The sequence below is a fragment of the Exiguobacterium sp. HSB13 genome (genome assembly GCF_056764755.1).
Map to the genome: position 1 here is coordinate 1 of NZ_JBUZOM010000033.1, position 470 is coordinate 470.

At 43.8% G+C, this 470-nt stretch carries 1 protein-coding gene; it reads right to left on the bottom strand.

Annotated elements, in window-relative coordinates:
- The coding region (locus tag ACZGCQ_RS16910; RefSeq protein ID WP_481266888.1) for a CHAD domain-containing protein at window positions 1-369 on the bottom strand (369 nt) is incomplete at its 3' end.
- Window positions 370-470 lie beyond the last annotated feature (101 nt).

The window sequence follows — 470 nt, forward strand, 5'->3', positions numbered from 1 at the left end:
TCGATCCAGTTCATTTGAGATCAAGAGGTGCATCGTCTCGATTAAAGTCGAACGTTTCCCTTGAAGTTGCATAGCGACATGGTTTGCGAACAACTGATCGATTTCTGTTTTGTTTGAGGTTGCTTCCAGTTGTACGTCGAGGTCACGTACTTCGCCGAAATCATGCATCAGTCGCTTCCAAATCAAATAAACGGGTTCCTCCGTTAAATCGACCAATCGGGCGAATGTGTTCAGTTTCCGTAACCGAATCCGCGCTTGATGGACATCTTCCGGATTTTCAAACGTTTGAGCCTCTTTGGCATAATGATTGAAGGTAGACCATAGCTCAAGCAGTTCGAAAGTCAGCTTTTCAGTATCTCGATGGTTCATGAGATGAATCCCTCCTCGGAGTATTTTCGTAAGAGTTCAAGAGTGCTAGGTTTTAAAATTAAGGAGGACTCCTCCTGAAATGTGGTGGAAACATGTTAGAA